Raw genomic sequence first — 18,613 nt, 5'->3', positions numbered from 1 at the left:
TAAAAAACGAATTCTTTATACACCCAACTCACGTTATTCGATTATGATCGTAACTGTCATTTTCTGCAGACATTTGATTTTAAAAATGAAATTGTTTGGAATCTTGAAGAAATTGGCGCGCCCAGAAGGAGTCGAACCTCCGACCTTCTGATCCGTAGTCAGACGCTCTATCCAGCTGAGCTATGGGCGCGTGGGTCAATGGATGTAAGATTCCAAACGAGAAAGATGTCTTTCAGGAATCGTAAGTCCAATTTTTTTTGCAGTTGTGTAATTGTATAGCAGTAATCCGGAAATCCCTAGATAAATCAAAATGCCTGTAAGATGGATTATATTTCCTAGCCAAGGACCTGCTACCGGAATCCAAGAAACTAAAACACTCACTAAAAGAAATCCGAGAAAATAAAGAAAATTTAGGAAAGAAATTCCGGAATATTTTCGGACCGTCTGATTTTCCCAATAAAAAGTGAATCCAATTAACCAAGTTCCGAAAAAGGGCAACGAAACTAAGTAGACCAAAAATTTTTCTGATCTGAGAAATCGATTTGCGGTTTCCGGAAAGTTACGGAGAACCGGTTCGTATTTTTTTAAATATTTTTTGAAGTTCATTTTCCATCTCCGGGAAAAAAGGCAAAGTAGATTCTTTTTCTTGATACGCGTTCCATGCCCCTAGTAAACTATAACATAAAAATGCGATCCAAGAAACGTAACTGATAAAATCCGTAACGATCGGGTTGATTTTAATTAAAGATAAAATCCAACTGATTACTGGAAATTCTCTCAGAAACCAAACCACGGAATAAATAATAATAAAAGCGCAGTTAAGTTTTAGAGACTGCAGGATATGAAAATACGCGAATTTTTGGGTTTTGCGGAAAATCCAAAGAAACAACCAGCCGAAAAAAGGAACGTAGGATAGGGCCGTGATCGGACCTGGAAGTTCTTCACTTTTCAGAATTCTCAATGTTTCTTGAATCAATTCCTGGGTTTTGAATCGTTCTGAGGACATAAAGATGAGAATTCAAGTTATTCAGTTAAAATGAAAGCAAAATCCGGAGACGCAGGGATTCGAACCCTGGGTACAGTTACCCGTACGACAGTTTAGCAAACTGCTCCTTTCGGCCACTCAGGCACGTCTCCAAAGGTTTGCAGTCGGAGAAGGTAGGATTCGAACCCACGGTGGGATTACCACGACGGTTTTCAAGACCGCTGCTTTAGACCACTCAGCCACTTCTCCTGACGACGGAATTACTTTACCGCGAGAAAACCCCTCTGTGTCAAGGGAATTGTTCTTTGCGTTCTTGGATCTTTGTATTTCCTGGAATCGACTAAAGATAGAAATGAAAAGTGATTCTGAGGGACATAAAAGTAGTTCTAAAATACAAATTCACAAAGATAAAATTTTACTCAAACCTCGTTCTTGGGTGAATTTAGGTTATTCGATCGCAAATTCAGAAAAAGAAACTTTCTTTTTAAAAAATGCAATTCCGGGTGAAACCGTTGATACGATTCTTCTTAAAAGATCCGGTTCTTTATTTTGGGGAGTTGCCTCCGAAATCTATGAGGTTTCACCGGAGAGAATTTCTTCCGATTGTAGCGTATTTCCTCGTTGTGGAGGTTGTTCTTATCGTCACGTTTCTTATGAAAAAGAATTAGAGATCAAGAAATTTCTACTTCAAGAAACGTTCGAACGTTTTTTATCCAAAAAACATATTCAAATTCCTGAAATTGAAATTCTCAACGGTGATCCGAACGGTTATAGAAACACGGCTCAGATCCAATTGGGATTTGCCGGGAACAAAAGGCTCGCGGGTTTTTACGAGGAATTTTCCCATTCTATTGTAGATCTTCCTGAAGAAGGATGTAAAAATTTACCTCGAGAAATGAATTCCGCTTTTACTGAGTTTTTAAAACAGGAATCAAAACAGATTTCAAAATCAAAAACTCTTTCCTTTCGATTAGAAGGAACAAAAATTATTTCTTACAAAAAAGAGTCCGTAAGATTTAGTGAAAATATTAGAATTCCAGAATTAAAAGAAATTGTTTGGGAAATTCCGGCAGGCGGATTCTCCCAAATAAATCGTTATCTAATTGCTCCTTGGTTAGAAAAAATTTTTGAATTAGTCCCAGATAATCAAAGTAGAATATTAGAATTATATTGTGGATCAGGTTTGATTGCAATTGCTCTTAAGTCTAAAACTAGGAGTTGGTTGGGTTACGAAATTTCTTCGGATTGTGTTCAACAAGCAAAGAAAAACGTTTTATTAAACGGTATTTCATCTTGCGATTTTAAAACGTTAAATTTGGAAACAGATTGGATTGATTCCGAAGGAGTTTTGAATTCTTCTTTTTGGATTATGAATCCTCCTAGAGCGGGACTTTCTAAAAAAGTTTTGCAAACTCTAATAAAAACAAGTCCGAATGGTTTTTTATATTCTAGTTGTAATCATACCACTCTTATAAGAGATCTTTCTTTGTTTTTAAATGAAAATTATGAACTTTCGAATATAACGTTGGTCGACTTTTTTCCAAGAACGAAACATTTTGAAGTTATCGTAAAAGTCGAAAAGAAAAGTTAGAATTTTACGATTACTCAGAGTCCTATATTAGAGTTTTTGAAATATAATTTTCTTTTTTACTACTCAGAACTATAAAATACCCAGTCTTTTGCGCTGAAACAGGTTTTTGCAATAAAATTTACGGTACTCAATTTGATAGAGATCAGTAAGAACCTGCTCCTAAATATAAAGATTACAAAGATTTGATAATGGAAACTATTAGAAAGTTCATAAACGTTCAGATATAACGATTTTTGTAAGAGTTCCTGCATTTTGTTAGAAATTTCTAGAAGATCGTCGTTTATGTTTTTTGAGGTTTTGGCACAACTTTTAAACCGAATAGACGATGTAGTTTTTCTACTAATAATTATATAATAAAATATCTAATATTTTACACTCAAACTGGTTTTGTGATATAGATTCGTGGCTCTATTATATAGGGATCGGTCATGTGATATTGAATTTTTCAATAAATTTAATATAACTAGTCTGAGATCAAAAATTTGTTTTTTACTGATGAATGTAAATTCTGTGTAAAAAGATTGGAAATAATTTTTTAAGTATATAAAATTCTATTTTTGCTACTCATAACTATATAATAAAGTACCTAATATTTTACATAGAATCAGCTTTTTGCGATAGAATTAACGGTACTTAATTTTATAGAGATCAGTAAAACGAAACGTTATACTCAATCTTCTGATTTCTAAAAATATTTAAATCCTATATTCAATTTAAATTGACTGTGTATAATTTCATAAAAAATAACGTTATGTATCGATATTCTTATTTCGTTTTAAAAATATTTATTTTAATTCTTTTGTTACTACAATGTAAACAAGATCAAGAAGGGCCAAAAGATCCGTTTAAAGATTTATCTGAAGAAGAGATCATGAGCCTTGTTCAGTTTTATAATATTGTCACTCCGAGATGTGGTGCAGATGTAGCGATCGCAAGAAAAATTGCATCCTTTTCTTCTGATGATATTGAAGTGATTTATTCATATTCAGGAGATAGACCGATCACAATTTGTGGTATGGATAAAGGATTTGCGGAAATTACGATTCAGAAGAGCGGTAGATATAAAGTAGGTTCTATGAAAAGTGGTTATACTAAAATTAAATGCGGGACTTCGACACTTTCTAATGAAAGACATCTTGCAGTTTATTTAAATAGTTTTAATTTAGATCCCGTAAGTGGAAGTGATGAAACTGGATCTTTTAATATTTTTAATGCAAATGCTGGAGATAAATTTAAAATTAACCTCATTGCTAATTCTAGCGGAGTTTATTGTGGAAATTCATCCGGTGGAGTTGCGGGGACACAAATCGAAGATTCGGCAGCGACTGGAATTTTACAAAAACTTTAATTTCAATTTATATAGAAATAAATTCGTAGTATGGGAATTAGAAAAGTATAGATTAAAATAAAAATTTTTCAATTTGTCTCATTAAAAAGCCGGAAGTTTTTTCCGGCTTTTTAATTTCTTTTTGAAACGTAACATTATTTAAAGTTTTATATAAAAAAATATCCGATATTTTTTACTTTGGCCTAACGATTTAAAAACGGACACCACCTATTTTTCAGCAAATGAGGTAAGGTGAAATGAGTAAAATACTCATCAGAGTTTAAAGAACAAACAGTAAATCGAACGCCTTCAGGCTTGTTTACGATCTACAAGTAGCAGAATTAAACAAAGCAGTATGAATTTGAAATACACTCCTGGGTTGTTAGAATTCATTAAATAGACAATTGTAAGAAAAGTCATGAAACTTTGCGTAATTCAAAGAAAACAAGAGAAACGTTTTTGAGTCGCCACGACAGATTCTAATCATGGAAATCGAGTTGCTCCTGACTTAGTTCAACAGAATTTCAAACCAAATAAGAAAAATCAGATTCGCGTTAAATTAATAAAAACATTACATATTCTTAAGTAATATATATTTCTTTAGTATAATGTTCATTTATTAATTTAATATTATATTCTAAAGTATTTATTGCTCAATGGATTTAACTCTATTACTTTTGTGGCATATATAGAAAAAAATTATTTTTTTATAACACGTTTTATAAATCCTATTGACGAATCTTTTTTTATTATTAGTGTTATTATAAAAAAAAACAAGGGTTATGGATGATCAAAGGATAAGTTTTTTTCTTAAAACGAGTGGGTTATCCGGACTCTAATAAGGAGAAATGCAAATGTTTAGAAAGATAAAATGGTTTATGGTTTTTCTGTTTTCGTTTGTTTTTGAGGTCGTAAGTTTAGCGGCTCAATCACAAGCCGAACTTTTTGCAAGACCTGGAGTTATCGGTGATTCTTTAAGCCAAGGTTTTTTTGGCGCTACCGTAGAGGAAAAAACCCAAGGTTGGGCTTATCCTGTATTGGTCAGTAAGCAGGCCGGTTCTTCGGTTTCGTATAACGTTCTTAAAGGACCTTGGATAAATTTTGAGAGTGTTCTGCAAGGAGATTGTGGGCTCTTTTGTATTGTAGGTTCTTTGATAGGAGGAAACGTTTCTACCGTAGATCTTCCTACAAATGTAGGAATTACAGGAGCCGAATATAGTTCCGTTTTAAGAACTTCGGGAAAGTGTAAAGATATTACCGCGATGAAATGGAAGAGAGAGTGGAATTGGTGGAGTTGGTTTTGGCCTACTTATCGTTGGGTGAAAGTTAAAGATTGTCAAACTCCTAATAAGTTTCATCGATTTGGTCTTCGCGATTCTGGTACTCAAATAGAAATTATGGAGAAGGTAAAACCTACCTTTGTTTTTGGAACCGCGGCAGGCAATCACGTGCTTTGCACTGTACTTACAACTTCTACGTCTTGTTTAGATGAAACACGATATAAGAAGGACATTCGTGAAGTAATGAAACGTTTGGCAGCTATTGGGAGCATCAAAGGAGGAGTGTTGTTTACAATTCCGAATGTAACTACGCTTTTCTTTTTGGATCGACATAGAGATTTCAAAGGAAGAGGGAATTTAACAGGATTAAAAGCGTTTTACCGTAGCTACGTAGCTCATGAAGGTCAAGTTTTAGATTCGAGAGAAGTTAGTCAGATTACAAGTTACTTAAGCATGATGAACGATGAAATCAAAGCTCAAGGTGCAGCGATGGGGTTTGCGGTTGCGGATTTAAAAGTAGTCTTTGACGATTTGAAAGAAAACGGACGTCGTATAGAAAGCCCTAGTGGTTGGAGTCCGGGTAATGCTCGTGCAAGTTGGCCTTTACCAGGACAACCTGGAATTTTTAGCTTGGACGGTGTACATCCTAACATGTATGGACATGCAGTTTTTGCAAATGAGTTAATTAAAGCCATAAATTCTCATTATGGTTTTAGCATTCCTCAAGTTAGTGAATATACAGCTTGGTATTACGATAGTTTAAATAGAGATCCGATCGATCTAAAGAGATATCTAAAGGAATATACGATTGGAATATATATTTCTTGGATTCTTCAGGTTTTTACTTAAGCGGGATCTCTATGAAATCCAAAGATATATAGATATATAGGTTTTACTCAGAACTATATAACAGAGCCCTGATCTTTTGTATTCAAACAATGTTTTGTAATAAAAATTCATGGTGTTTAAGTTTTGTAGAACTCAGTAAAACCGGATTTTTTCATTAAATTGATATTATGCGAATTTTATTAAGAATGGAAAACTCATTCATGCAGGTTATCTAAAGTAACAGGAGAGCGTAATTGAAGATTGCCAATGATATGTGATCTTTAATTATTTGGGGAGTTATTTATGAAATTCAAAAAAGAATATATTTTTATAATTTCTATACTTGCGGCATTTTTAATATTGTTCTTAATTTTTTGGCCTGAAAATTCAAAAAAACAAATCGTTTCGATTGCGGAAGAAAACAAAGTTATCTTAAAAACAAAATATTATTCGGAAATGGATCCTTATTATCTGGATGCGCCTCATCCTTTTAATGAAGATCCAGATTTGGAAGTTCAGGCGAAAAAACTTTGGCCGGAAGCATTCCATCCTAAAAAAACTCCTGAAGAAAAAGAGCAAATTCGCAAAGAATGGACAGACTTTATAGCAAGATACCCTAAAAATTTATATATTCCTTCGGAGTTTCGACCTCCGTTGACGGAAGTAGAAGAAAAGAAAGCAAGAGAAAGGTTAGATACTTTTACGGATATAGAAACCAAAAATGCGATTATATATTCTTTAGCAAAATACGCAGAACCAGGAAAAACACCTGAAGAACCTTCTCCTCGACCAAATGTAGATCCAAAGGAACAACACGCTTATTTCCAATATCGAATCGAAGAATTAGAATCAAGAATTCAATTAATTGAATATACGATTCAAGAAGGAAGATTAGAGTCAGACCAAGTTGAAACAGCGTATCAGGATTTAGAAGATTGGAAAAAAGAACTTTCGGAATTAAAACAGGTTCAAAGCCAGATTCCAGATTTTTAATTTAAAATATTTAAGAGAGAGTTCTATGCGATTATTTTCAATTTGTATATTAATTCTATGGAATTGTGGGGGACCACCGAGACCTGAAATGTTACCGGTCCCAGAAGAAAAAAAGGAAATTCCATTAGAACAAGTCCAAGAAGAATTAAATTCCGAAAACCCACAGGTTAGAGCGCAAGCTATTTTAGAAATTTCTAATAGAATGCATAAACCTTCTTTGAACAAAATTCGGAATTTACTCAAAAACGATGTCAATCCCGCGGTTAAAGGTACGGCTGCGATTGCTCTCGGAACCTGGAAAGATAAAATTTCTATTCCGGAAATCATAAAATTATTTTCTAAAGATTCTGGAGTGGCTCCGGAAATTTTACTGGAAGCTCTTGCAAGAATGGGAGATCCTTCTTGTGCTAATACTATTCTTCCTTTTTTACAATCTCAGGATCATACTTTGAGACTGATTGCCGTTGATACCTTGGTTCGTATGGGAGCCAATTCTGCCGGAAAAGCGATTCTTAATTTAGCTCGTAAAAATCAAGATCCTAAAATTGCAAAAACGTATGCAATGGCTTTAGGAAAACTTAAAGTTTATTCTGCGGAATCTTATCTGATAGAGCTTGCAAAAACGGTAGAACCATCTCCTACGTTAGCCGCAACTTATCTTGCTCTGGGAAGGATTTCGAGCAAAAAATCGATTCCTATTTTAGTTCGAGGGTTGGCGGGAGATTTTGATAAAGGAAGTGAGAATTCCATGATCGCATTGATTGAGATTAAAAGTCCGGCTGCGATCGTATCTACGATTCCGATTTTAAAACATAAAAATCGAGACATTCGTTATCGGGCGGTAAACGTCCTTTCGGAAATTCCTTCCTCTAAAACCGGGCCTATGGTTTTAAAAATTCTTGAGGAGAATGAGCCAAACTCGGTTGCGCCGGCCGCTTTGGTTTTAGGTAGAATTGGTTTTAAATCGGCGCGTTTATCAATTGAAAAAAGTTTTATAAATTCTCGATTACCCGATCGTGAAATGATCGGAAGATCCTTAGGTTATTTAGGAGATAAAAAAAGTATTCCAGTTTTATTGAATGTTCTTAAGGAATCGGAAGGAGAGGGTAGATACGGAGCGGTTTGGTCTTTGGGAATTTTACAAGCAATGGAAACTTTAGATGATTTAATTGCAGCATCAAAATCCAAAGATCCAAAACTTTCTTCGTTGGCTATCGAAGCGCTTGGATTTTTAGGATCTCCAAAAGCGCTTTCTACCTTGATAGCGCTCGCAGAAAAAAATCCAGATTCGTCTTTTGCTGTAGTTTCTGCAATTGCTTCGATACCAGGGGAGGAGTCTCGCAAAGTTTTAGAAAACTTTGCACAAAAGAAAAACGTTTCTTTACAACAAGCTGCGATTTCTGAGCTCGGAAAAAGAAAGGAACGTGATAGTGTTCCTATTTTGATTAAAATTTTGGAGGAAAACGAGGAAGTAAGTTTTAAACTTTTAATGTTTTCTCTTTCATCGATTACAGGAAAGAACTTCCATTCTCGGAACGAGTGGTTGAATTGGTATAAACTCAACTTTAAGTAATCAGGTTTATGTTTCATTTTAAAACGATCCTGTTTGTTTTAACTGGATTTATTTTTTTCATTTCGGCTTGTAAAACGCCTCCTCCTAAAAACCCGTGGATCGTTCCTTCTCTTGAAGAGAATGAAAGACTATTTTTAGCTCCTTTGAAAGTTGATGAGTTTGTTTCTAAAGATTTAGGAGGAAGGCATTATCCTGCATCGAACGAACTCAGAATAGATCTTTTTAAACCGTATGTCGAAGACTTAGAAGGTGGTTATCTAGGTGCTGGAACGGATCAGAACTTTACATTTATCGCTTGGGCAAAAAGTAAGTATGTATGGTTAATGGATTTTGATTATACGATTTGTCTAATTAACCGAATTCATCTTTTATTTTTTAGAATGGCTCCTGATCCGGAATCGTATCGGGAATTTTGGGCTCGGAAAAATAAACAAACTTCCTTTGAAATCATAAAAAAAGAATGGGAGAAAGACCCAGAATGGCCGCTCATTCGAGAAGCTTGGGAAGTGGCGCATAGAGGTAAATCAGACGTTCCGCAAAGATGGAATGAACTTGATCGAACATCTCAAAGATTTGGACTTAGGACGTTTATTCATTCTAAAGAAGAATATAACTATGTTCGTAACATGGTTCTTCAAGAAAGGATCCAGATTTTAAAAGGGGATATCAACGCTGAAAAAAGTATGAGATCTGTGGCGGAAAGAGCCGCAAGGTTGAACGTTCCAATTCGAGTTGTTTATCTTTCTAATATAGAAGACTATTTTTCTTACAGTGGTAGTTTTCGAGACAATCTACTGAGTTTACCTACAGATGAAAAAGGAATTGTTTTGAGAACAATGCAAAACGGAACCAAGGAAGAGTATGGATCTCCGGACGGAGAAAAAATTCCGGTGGATTATCCTTTACACTATAATGTTCAGTCTCTAAAAAATTTACAGGATTGGATGTTATTATCCGGTCATCTTCATAAAGGAATTCTAATGCAGTTTAGGACTCCTATTCAAAAGGGTTTTTCCATGATCAAAAGTGGACCCGTAGAAGTTCTGAAATGAAAAATTTTATTTTCGGATTTTTGGTTTTTTCGATCCTAAATTGTATTTCAAAAAATCAAGATACAAATCGTTTGAAAATTGCGGACCGTAAAAATTGTAAATCGAGTTTTGGTCTTTATGTGTTTGTTTATGGGAGAAGTTTGTATCCGGACCGATTTTTAAACGTAGAAGAAGATAAAGGAAACCGCGAAATTGTTTATCTATTTTATCTGATTCGAATTCCTGGAAAAAATATTTTAGTGGATTCAGGTTTTTTAAATGAATTTTACAAAAAGAAATTTGGTTTTTCAAATTTTGAAAGTCCGGATCGCCTAATCAAAAAATGCGGAATTGATCCGAAAGAAATTACGGATATAGTACTTACACATTTTCATTTCGATCATGCAGGAGGAATTTTCCTTTTTCCTTCCGCGGTTTTACACATACAAAATCACGATTTGGATCTTTTAGAAAAGCAGTCCTACTTTTCTAATCAATCTCTATATTTAAATTCTTTAATAAAGGCGAAACGTATTCATTCGTTTGATGGAACTTATTCACTTTTACCGGGATTACAAATTTTATTTACAGGCGGACATACTCCTGGATCTCAAGCTTTGGAATGGATTTCTCCTTCTGGATTACAAATTTTATTTACAGGTGATGAATGTTATTTTACCGAGGAATGTAAAAATGGAATCGGTCTTTCTAAAGAAGCCGCTTTTTCTTTAAAACGGAATCGTGATTTTATAGAATATATCCGAATCTTAAACGATAAAGGAACAAGAATTCTTACGTTACACGATCCTTCCATTTTGCAGCAAGGAGAAGAAATTACTCCCGGAATTCGTGTTCTTGATTCTTTTTAAAAATGGATGTGTTTTTTAATTTTTATTTCGCATAATAAAAAAGCTCGAAGTAAAAAACTCCGAGCTTTTATTTTTTAAAAAATTAAATTTAAAAGACTTAGTCTTTTTCGTAGATTTTTTTAATTTCTTTATTGTATTTTTCAGTGATCACGTGACGTTTCATCTTAAGAAGATTGGTTAACTCGTCCCCTACCTCGAAAGGTTTTTTAGCTAAGATAACGTGTTGAACTTGTTCAAAAGACTTAAACCCGGTTTTAGTACTATTGTAGTTACGAACTTCCTTTTTATAAAAGTCGATCACTTTAGGATTTTTGATTATTTCATCGGTTTTAGAAGGATCGATTCCGTTTTCCTTACACCAAACACTTAAGTGTTCTATATCAGGAACGATGATCGCACCTAAAACTTTTTGATCCTGACCGATTACCATGGATTGTTTAATAAATGGAGATTCATCCATTTTATTTTCAATTGGAACCGGTTCTACGTTTTCTCCACCTAACAGTACTACTGTGTCTTTGGCTCTACCCGTCAGTGTAAGGGTTTTTTTGAAATTAATAAACCCTATATCTCCGGTATTCATCCAACCGTCTACGATGGTTTTTTTAGTGACTTCGGGATTTTTATAGTAACCTTTCATCACTTGAGGACCTTTTACAAATACAATTCCTTTTTGCCCTAATTTACCCGCCAGGACTTCAAATTGATCATTGATATGAGTTAACACGTTACCGTTTTCGTCTTTGATGATTAGTTCGGATTTAGGAACTAAAAAACCTACGGAACCAATGATCGGTTTTACAAAAGGTCTTACCGAGATCACGGGACTTGTTTCGGTCATACCGTATCCTTCTAAAACGAGCATACCTATATCGTTAAAGAAATTATCCACGTGTGATTGTAACGCCCCGCCACCCGATAGAGACGCTTTCAATCTTCCTCCGGTAGCGGCGCGGATTTTAGAAAGAACGATCGTATCTAAAGTTTTTGCGTTAAAAACAAGTCCCAAACCCGCCAAAGAAAAGAAAATCCAATTCGGAAGATGAGCCCCATAAACAGGAATGGTCAGATAAGCCAGAATCGAAATGGCGCTTAACGTAAAAGGACCTGTTAGCAAAAGGATAATCAGAGATTTGATTCCGATAACAAGAGATTTTAATATATTTCTGTTTTCGTAATCAACCTCTAATCCATTTAAAAATCTTCTAGAAGCATTATAGTGTTTCGAAAAGAAATACGCGAGTTTAAATAAAATCCTGCGAATTGTAGGAGTTTGTTTTGGATCATTTACTTTATTGTAGATATTCGCGTAAACGTTCTCCCAAACGCGAGGGGCAGAAGCCATAAAAGAAGGTTTTGCTTTCGCGAGGTCGTTTCTGAGATCGGCTACTTTTGTATAGTAGGTTTGAATACCACTCGAAATAGCTCCGTATTCGTTTACTCTTTCAAATATATGCCAGATTGGTAATATAGAAAGCATACTATCCGTAGGTTTGATGTCCGTCAAAAGCATAGGGACCACGTGGACCATTTGATGAATCATATTAGAATGCATCAACATTACGCCCTTGGGCATTCCAGTGGTTCCGGAAGTATAAATGAGAGTAAAAAGATCTTCCGGTTTAATTTCCTCGATCCTTTTTTCGGCTTTTTTACTACCTTTGGCTCTAAGGGATCTTCCTTCTTCAATCAGATCATAAATTTTATGAATATGTTTTCCTTTTGCAGAGGAAGATTTATCCATAATGATGATCGTTTCTACTTTAGGAAGTTTTGATTTAACCTTGTTGTATTTTTCCAGCATCTTATCGTTTTCGATAAAAACGATTTTTGCTTCCGAGTGGTTGAGAATATATTCCAACTCAGACTCAGTAACGTCCGTTCCTCTTGGCACATTAGCAGCTCCGGAAAATTGAACCGCGTAATCGGTCAATATCCATTCTAGTCTGTTATCCGCCAACACTCCGACATGTTCTCTTGCTTTTAATCCCAATTCAATGAGTGCTTCGGCAAGTGCTATACCCATGTCGTAAAGTTGGTTATAAGAAGTTGGATGGAATTCTTTATCTTCTCCTTTACTCCAAAATACAGGTCGATCTCCATATTTCTCGGTGGATTGTATCAACATATCCGCGAGGTTTTTATACATTTTCAATTCCTCTTAAGTGAGTTTTACCGAAACGATTTCGGTAGTTTAAAGGCTGATTAAACTAAGAGAAAAATTAAAAGAGTCAATCAAATTTTAGGAAGGGATTTAGAAGGTGCGCTGCAAAAAGATGAAAGGGAAAAGTCCGTCTATCTTTTAAAGATAGACGGAGGGAAGATATTATTGCTCTTCACCTGCAGGAGTAGAAGACTCGGAAGCGGGAGCAGCTTCTTCTTTTTTACTTTCTGCTTTTTCTTTTTTGGATTTTTTTGATTTCTTGGCTTTCTTTGACTTTTTGGATTTCCTAGATTTCTTTCCTTTTTTCTCGGATTTAGTTTCTTTCGAACTTTCCGTTTGTTCACTTGGGGTCTCTGAAGTTTCTTCTGCGACGAGTGCTGAGAATCCGGTTAAAGCCATCGCGGCGATCAAAAGTTGGATAAGAATTTTCTTAAAAAGGGTCATTTGTAAATTTCCTATTGAATAGAATGATTGATTGGAGAACTCCAACATCCTCAGTAAAAATGTAAATACGTTTTTTAAAGAACGAAATGGGAGGGATTCCATTTTTTCCCGGAAGCTACGGCAGATTCTAATCGTTTGAGATATTCTTTTTTAGGAATTTGATAAGCTCCAAGACTTAGAGTGACTAGGTTGAGTTGCTGAGTATCAAACAGAGTAAAATGATCTTTTTTTAAAGTTTCGAATAAATGAAAGAGTCCTATTTTTCCAAAGTCCGGAATGAAAGAAAACATAGATTCACCGGCAAAAAAATTTCCAATTGCAATACCATAAACTCCTCCACCTAACTTTCCATTTTCGTCCCAAACTTCTAAAGAATGAGCATAACCAAGTTTATGAAATTCGGTGTAGCTTTTGATAAAAAGATCCGTGATCCAAGTATCCTCGCCCGGACGATAAGCGCAACATCGCATCACCTGTTCAAATGCACGATTGAATGTAATCGTATAACGTTTTTGATTGATTTTTCTTTTTAATCGTTTGGAAACATGTAGTTTATTGAGATCGAAAATACTTCTCGGGTCCAAACAGTACCAAAGAATCGGTTGGTCCGACCAGGGAAAAATACCGTTCTTATAAGCGTATAAAAGTCGTTCGGGAGAAAGATCACCTCCGACCGCTACAATTTCTCGATCCCAAACGTGAGGGTTTCGAAAAAAATCGGAGAAGTCTTTCAAGGTTTGTTTCCTATTTTAAAACATTCTGAAACTTTATAATTCAGTACTTTCATATTTTAGACGGTAAAAGTGAAAAAGATTCTTCGATGGAATAAACCGGTCCGTTTGAGGATGTTCTAGAAGAATAGATATGAAATTCGGAAACCCTAAAATTGGAAGAAACAAAATTTGCGAATTCTTCCAAGTACATAGTTACTCTTGTTTCGTTCGAATTTTTAAAACGACCGATCGTAAGATGAGGCTGATAATTCTGTCGGTCTATAGAAAAACTAAGTTTGCGAATTCCGGAATCTAAGGTTTTATGAAGTTGTGAAAGTTCGATGGAAGGTTTTACAGCTGCAAAAAGGATAGAAGGAGATTTTTGTTTTCCGAAAGTTCCCACTGATTTTAAACTCAGATCAAATTCGGTAAAAGATATTTCGGAGCAAAAGTCGGATAAAATGTCCAGACGTTCGGAGGGTTGTTCGCCTAAGAATACTAAGGTGATATGGAAGTTCTCTTTCGGAACCCATCGAATGTCTGGAAGACCGTAACAAATCGAAGTTAATTGTTCTTTTATTTCTTCTGGAATGGAGATTCCGAGAAAGGTTCTCATACTTAAAGTTTAGAATTCCTTTGGGTTTACGCAACTAGATTCCCACGTTATTCTTTTATGAAATTGTAAACTTCTTTTACTCTTAAAATTCCTCTAAGAGAATTACAGAGAAACACAGAATTCGATCGAAACAAGTCGTCCAAAGAAAAGGTTTTTTCGTAAAATCCTTTCCGTTTTAAAAGACGGTTTCTAAAAATACCGGGAAGTAAACCTGAAGACATCGGAGGAGTAAAATAAGAATCTCCGATTTTTACGAAAATATTACTGATACTTCCTTCGGTGATTTCTTTTTTTTCATTTAAAAATAAAATATCAAGATGACCCGCTTCTCTAGAACGTTTCCCTTCTTGATCGTATATTTCTCTTAGATTTGTCTTGTGTTTTCTAAATTCGGAAGAAGAATTCATCAAAACATTGCATATTTTTAATGTTCCTTTTTTGGGAAAGTTTTCGAGTATTTCAAATTCATATGTAAATTTTCCGAGAGAATTTAAACTGATCTTTACTCGATAAGAATCCGAACTTCGGCAGTTTGTGGAAACTTTTTTCAAACAAGAAACCCATTCTTGTTCGGAAAAAGGAAATCCGAATTTTTTAGCTGAATTTTTGATCCTTTTTAAATGTTCTTTCTGAAAATAAAATATTCCATTTTTATAAAGTATAGTTTCAAAAAGGGAGAACTTGTTGGAAGCTTCCGTAAAAAATTTCGCCTTTTCTAAAATTTCAAGCCATTCTTTTTCAGGATCGGAGTCCCAAGTAATTCCAGAACCGATTCCAATATTTCCTTTTCCTTTTTTTAATTCTAAGGTTCGGATTCCGATCGAAAAAACTGCGTTTTGGTTTGGTTGAATCACTCCGATTGCTCCGGTATAAATTCCTCTGGGTTTTTCCAATTCTCGAATCAGTTGCATCGCTCTGAACTTTGGAGCTCCAGTAATCGATCCACCCGGAAAAAGTTCTTTAAAAATATCTTTCCATTCAATCGAATCTGAGAGTTCCGATTGGATCGTGCTCGTCATTTGAAAGATCGTTTTATATTTTTCGACCGAGAATAAGTTTTGAACCTGAACGCTTCCTTCTTTGCTAATTTTTCCGAGATCATTTCGCATTAAATCTGTGATCATCAGATTTTCTGCTTTTTCCTTGTCGGAGTTGATAAGTGCTTGAGCATTTTTTTTGTCCTCTTCTGGTGATTTACCTCTTGGATAGGTTCCTTTCATTGGTTTTGTAATCAGAGTTTTTTCTTTTTTTTCAAAAAAAAGTTCCGGCGAAAAAGAAAGTATATCCCAATCGTGAGCTCTAATCCAAGACCCATAGGGAACTGGTTGTCTTTCGGATAGTGTTTTATAAAAAGATAATATATCTCCTTCAAAATCGAAAAAAATTTTATCGGTATAATTGATCTGATAAACTTCTCCCTGATAAAGTTTGGTTCGAATCGTATCTAGATTTTCAAAATAAGTTTTACGATTTGGGATTGAAGAAATATAAAAGCCATAATTTTGAGAGGATCCTGTTTCAAGTTCGGAGAATTTTTCGGGATTTTGGAAAACCGCAAAATATAAAAGCGGCAAAACGGTATCGTTTTCTTTCCAATTCATGTCGGAAAAAAAATAACCTGCCTCATAAGAAATAAAACCGGCTACGTGATAGCCTTGTTTTATATAGACGTTTATTTCGTTAAGAGAAGTTAACAGTGTATCTAAATGATAAACTTCGATCGTTTTAATTGGATTGCGGAAGATAATTTTTCCGAAAGGATGGAATCCTTCGTCAAAAATCATAAAAGGCTGGTCAGAGAATAGTAGTTCTTCGATTCTCATTATAGAACAAATTTAATTTGGATTGATCATTTTGTCTCTTCGTTTCAAAGAAATCTTAAAGATCTGCGGAATCGTTTTTATTTCCGGAATGATCTATTATATTCTCGCGCTGATTGGAAAAAAGACTGCGATCTATCCGAGTTATACTTTCGTGATTTGGCCTGCTTCTGGAGCGGCGCTTGGTTGCACTTTACTTTTTGGAAATTATGCGGTCTTAGGAATTTTTTTAGCCTCTTTTCTTTTTAACTTTGGAACGGATGTATTTTCCGAAAATAATTTATATCTTAGCTTTTTAATCGGTCTTTTTTCTGCACTTCAAAGTTATGTTGGAAAGGCCGTTCTTACTCGTAGGATTCCCGGATATAAAATTTCAGATCGTACTCAGTTTGTATTTCTTTTTATTTTTCTAGAAGCGATTGTATGTGTAATTAATACAACTAGTTCTGTGGTTTCGATGTACTTTTTAGGAGAGATCGACTTATCTTCAATTCGCCAGAGTTGGTTGACTGGGTGGGTGGGAGAAGTGCTTGGAGTTTATGTAGGAGCACCGTTTATTCTTTTTTGGTTTAGAGGTCCGTACAAGTTATTTCGATGGAAAGAATTTTTTGAATCTGCGGTATTACTTTTTTTAATCATATTTTTTTCTCTTACTTCATTCGATTTAACTGCTTCGGTTTTTTTCTTCAATTATTCCTTAGGTTATGTTTTGATTCCTCTGATTCTTTGGTCTGCGTTTCGACTGGGAGAACGGGTCAGTAGTTTGGCAGTTATTGTTTCTTCGATCATAGTAGCGATCTTTGGAACAATTCCTACGAGATTCGATGTAGGATCTATTGGAGAGTCTAGTATTTTACTTCAGTTCTTTATCGCGGTCTTATCCATCACAAGTTTGCTTGTTGTAAGTATGGTGAATGAAAGAAAAGAAGTGGAAGATCAGCTTAGAATTTCTCATCAAAGTTTGGAAGAGAAAGTGGAAGAAAGAACCCATGAACTTCTTCGTTCTAATGAAATTCTTCGAGAGGAAATTCAAGAAAAAAATGAAGCAAGAGCCGCTCTTGAAAAAAGTCAGATTCGGTATATGGGATTGTTTGAACATCTTCCCGTCGCAATTATCGAAGCGGATTATTCCGAACTCAAACGGGTTTTAGATTGTCTTCCTTCTCATATTCAGGGAGATATTTTTACCGATTATGTTGAAACACGTCCCGATTTTGTTCGACATTGTTTTAATTCAATCCAAGTGATCGGAGTAAATCAAGAAACCGTAAATTTATTGAGGGTCGGATCTGTAGATGAGGTTTATAAAGGTTGGAGATTTTTTTTCAGTCAAGATAACTTCAAAGTTTTTAAAAGAGTTTTAAGAAAGATCCGTGAAAAATCTTATTTTTACGAAGTTGAAGTTGGTTTTAGAGTTAAGGACAATACCAGACTAGACATTAAAATTCGCTGGTCTGTTCCGCCTGGTTTTGAATCTTCTCTTTCTAGTGTGATTGTGACCCTTCTTGATTTTACAGAAATCAAATCCGCGGAAAGAAAGTTGCAACTTTCTCTGAACGAAAAAGAGGTTATGTTAAAGGAAATCCATCATAGGGTAAAAAATAATCTTCAAGTGATTTCTTCTTTGTTGTCCATGCAATCCGATTACGTACAGGATAAACAAAGTCTTTCTGTTTTTATAGAAAGTCAGAATCGACTCAGGACTATGTCCATGATTCATGAGGAACTTTATCAATCTGAGAATTTGGGTAAAATTCAATATTCCGTTTATATTGAAAAACTTTTAAATCAACTTTTCCAAGTTTATGGAAAATCAGATTCAGTTGCGTTAGTTACTTTATTAGAGTCTTTGGATATTACAGTTAATCGTGCGATTCCGATCGGATTGATTATCAATGAGCTAGTTTCAAATTCCTTAAAGTATGCTTTTCCGGAAGATAGATCGATTCCTAACAAGCCGGAGTTAAGGGTTTCATTTTCTAAGTCAGGTGAAAATTTAGAAATGCGTGTTGAAGACAATGGAATTGGTATGCCTTTCGGTTTTGACCTGAAGGATTCTAATTCGCTTGGGTTAAAACTTGTGAATATACTTGTGAGACAATTGGGTGGTAAGATTGATTTTTCATCCGACTCTAAAAAAGGAACTCAGTTTAAAATTCATATTCCTCTTTCGGTTAATTTAGCCTGAAATATTTTTTATGTAAGCTCATTTTTCCGTAAAAGTGAAATGTGGGAACTACCGCATTTTATTGAAGCAATTTTACGAATCTTCACTATGGAATTTTTCAACAATTCTAATGATTGTTCTAAAGTTTTGGACAGCCCCTTCATTTTGAAAATTGTAGGAACTCATACGATTTAAATCATGAAAGATGTGTT

General features: G+C 34.8%; 15 protein-coding genes, 3 tRNA genes and 1 pseudogene. 9 read left to right on the top strand and 10 right to left on the bottom strand.

Annotated features, from left to right (window positions below):
- Positions 1–113 precede the first annotated feature (113 nt).
- The 5 genes from LEP1GSC049_RS208290 to LEP1GSC049_RS208310 form a co-directional block, all read right to left on the bottom strand.
- Positions 114–190 (bottom strand) — tRNA-Arg (locus LEP1GSC049_RS208290).
- A gap of 5 nt (positions 191–195) precedes the next feature.
- Positions 196–606, bottom strand: a complete 411-nt coding sequence (locus LEP1GSC049_RS208295) for a hypothetical protein (RefSeq protein WP_004754183.1) — start codon at positions 604–606, stop codon at positions 196–198.
- On the bottom strand, positions 560–1,006 hold the full coding sequence (locus tag LEP1GSC049_RS208300; RefSeq protein WP_004755077.1) for a hypothetical protein: 447 nt from the start codon (positions 1,004–1,006) through the stop codon (positions 560–562). Before LEP1GSC049_RS208300 ends, LEP1GSC049_RS208295 begins: the two co-directional genes overlap by 47 nt.
- A gap of 44 nt (positions 1,007–1,050) precedes the next feature.
- Positions 1,051–1,137: transfer RNA gene (locus LEP1GSC049_RS208305), tRNA-Ser, on the bottom strand.
- Positions 1,138–1,150: 13 nt separating this feature from the next.
- Positions 1,151–1,234: transfer RNA gene (locus LEP1GSC049_RS208310), tRNA-Ser, on the bottom strand.
- Positions 1,235–1,337: 103 nt separating this feature from the next.
- On the opposite strand from LEP1GSC049_RS208310, the gene LEP1GSC049_RS208315 reads away from it, so the two are divergent.
- From LEP1GSC049_RS208315 to LEP1GSC049_RS208345, 8 genes and pseudogenes are all read left to right on the top strand, one after another.
- Complete coding sequence (locus LEP1GSC049_RS208315; protein ID WP_025183298.1) at positions 1,338–2,576, top strand: class I SAM-dependent RNA methyltransferase; 1,239 nt, start codon at positions 1,338–1,340, stop codon at positions 2,574–2,576.
- A 751-nt stretch (positions 2,577–3,327) separates the two neighbouring features.
- Positions 3,328–3,924, top strand: a complete 597-nt coding sequence (locus LEP1GSC049_RS208320; protein WP_004763616.1) for a hypothetical protein — start codon at positions 3,328–3,330, stop codon at positions 3,922–3,924.
- 385 nt (positions 3,925–4,309) lie between these two features.
- Positions 4,310–4,477 (top strand): annotated as a pseudogene (locus LEP1GSC049_RS2000000227155) (IS3 family transposase); the annotation flags it as partial.
- Between the two features lie 280 nt (positions 4,478–4,757).
- Positions 4,758–6,032, top strand: a complete 1,275-nt coding sequence (locus LEP1GSC049_RS208325) for a hypothetical protein (protein ID WP_004756676.1) — start codon at positions 4,758–4,760, stop codon at positions 6,030–6,032.
- A 282-nt stretch (positions 6,033–6,314) separates the two neighbouring features.
- On the top strand, positions 6,315–7,004 hold the full coding sequence (locus tag LEP1GSC049_RS208330; protein ID WP_016561239.1) for a hypothetical protein: 690 nt from the start codon (positions 6,315–6,317) through the stop codon (positions 7,002–7,004).
- 88 nt (positions 7,005–7,092) lie between these two features.
- Positions 7,093–8,577 carry a HEAT repeat domain-containing protein gene (locus tag LEP1GSC049_RS208335; protein WP_016561227.1) on the top strand — a complete coding sequence of 495 codons (1,485 nt, stop codon included), beginning with the start codon at positions 7,093–7,095 and terminating at the stop codon, positions 8,575–8,577.
- An 8-nt stretch (positions 8,578–8,585) separates the two neighbouring features.
- Positions 8,586–9,629: an LIC_10091 family lipoprotein gene (locus LEP1GSC049_RS208340; protein ID WP_016561204.1), complete on the top strand. Its 1,044-nt coding sequence runs from the start codon at positions 8,586–8,588 to the stop codon at positions 9,627–9,629.
- Complete coding sequence (locus LEP1GSC049_RS208345; RefSeq protein ID WP_016561222.1) at positions 9,626–10,477, top strand: N-acyl homoserine lactonase family protein; 852 nt, start codon at positions 9,626–9,628, stop codon at positions 10,475–10,477. Before LEP1GSC049_RS208340 ends, LEP1GSC049_RS208345 begins: the two co-directional genes overlap by 4 nt.
- 97 nt (positions 10,478–10,574) lie before the next feature.
- Here the strand turns inward: LEP1GSC049_RS208345 and LEP1GSC049_RS208350 are convergent, their stop codons facing one another.
- The 5 genes from LEP1GSC049_RS208350 to pabB form a co-directional block, all read right to left on the bottom strand.
- Complete coding sequence (locus tag LEP1GSC049_RS208350) at positions 10,575–12,626, bottom strand: AMP-dependent synthetase/ligase (RefSeq protein ID WP_004755019.1); 2,052 nt, start codon at positions 12,624–12,626, stop codon at positions 10,575–10,577.
- Between the two features lie 177 nt (positions 12,627–12,803).
- Positions 12,804–13,085, bottom strand: a complete 282-nt coding sequence (locus LEP1GSC049_RS208355) for a hypothetical protein (RefSeq protein ID WP_004756729.1) — start codon at positions 13,083–13,085, stop codon at positions 12,804–12,806.
- Between the two features lie 74 nt (positions 13,086–13,159).
- A complete protein-coding gene (gene aat / locus LEP1GSC049_RS208360; protein WP_002155406.1) occupies positions 13,160–13,819 on the bottom strand; it encodes a leucyl/phenylalanyl-tRNA--protein transferase in 660 nt (219 codons plus the stop codon).
- A gap of 49 nt (positions 13,820–13,868) precedes the next feature.
- A complete protein-coding gene (thpR, locus tag LEP1GSC049_RS208365) occupies positions 13,869–14,414 on the bottom strand; it encodes an RNA 2',3'-cyclic phosphodiesterase (RefSeq protein ID WP_004753600.1) in 546 nt (181 codons plus the stop codon).
- A 47-nt stretch (positions 14,415–14,461) separates the two neighbouring features.
- A complete protein-coding gene (pabB, locus tag LEP1GSC049_RS208370) occupies positions 14,462–16,237 on the bottom strand; it encodes an aminodeoxychorismate synthase component I (protein WP_004754934.1) in 1,776 nt (591 codons plus the stop codon).
- A 31-nt stretch (positions 16,238–16,268) separates the two neighbouring features.
- Between pabB and LEP1GSC049_RS208375 the strand changes: the two genes are divergently transcribed.
- Entirely contained in the window at positions 16,269–18,422 is a 2,154-nt protein-coding gene (locus LEP1GSC049_RS208375) for an MASE1 domain-containing protein (protein ID WP_004755095.1), read from the top strand.
- The last annotated feature ends 191 nt before the right edge of the window (positions 18,423–18,613 follow it).

This window comes from Leptospira kirschneri serovar Cynopteri str. 3522 CT (assembly GCF_000243695.2).
Classification (GTDB): domain Bacteria; phylum Spirochaetota; class Leptospiria; order Leptospirales; family Leptospiraceae; genus Leptospira; species Leptospira kirschneri.
The sequence above is the reverse complement of the archived record's forward strand: the minus strand, read 5'-3'. Positions and strand labels throughout refer to the sequence as shown.